The organism is Monashia sp. HAY1-2A, assembly GCF_056755315.1.
On sequence record NZ_JBNDHY010000428.1, the window covers coordinates 1 to 270 of the forward strand.

At 60.0% G+C, this 270-nt stretch carries 1 protein-coding gene; it reads left to right on the forward strand.

Annotated features, from left to right (window positions below; translation table 11 throughout):
- Window positions 1-80: 80 nt before the first annotated feature.
- Window positions 81-270, forward strand: a 190-nt coding sequence (locus ACPYOM_RS22590; protein WP_481347678.1) for an amidohydrolase family protein, incomplete at its 3' end; no start/stop codon positions are given.

Sequence of the window (270 nt, forward strand, 5' to 3'; positions counted from 1 at the left end):
GGCTCTGGCTTGACCGGCGCTTCCCGCAAGGTATCGTCCGATATCTTGACGAGATCGGCTTTCTCTCCCCCCGCTTGGCTGTGGCGCATGGCGTTCAACTGAGACCTGATGAATACGAACTGATGGCCGAGCGCGGCGTTCAACTTGTGTCCAATCCCTCGGCGAACTTGCGCCTCCGCTCCGGCATAGCGCCAATTGCAGACGCTGCCACAAAAGGCCTGCATTTTGCGATCGGGCTCGATGGCAGCGCCTTCGACGACGATCAGGATC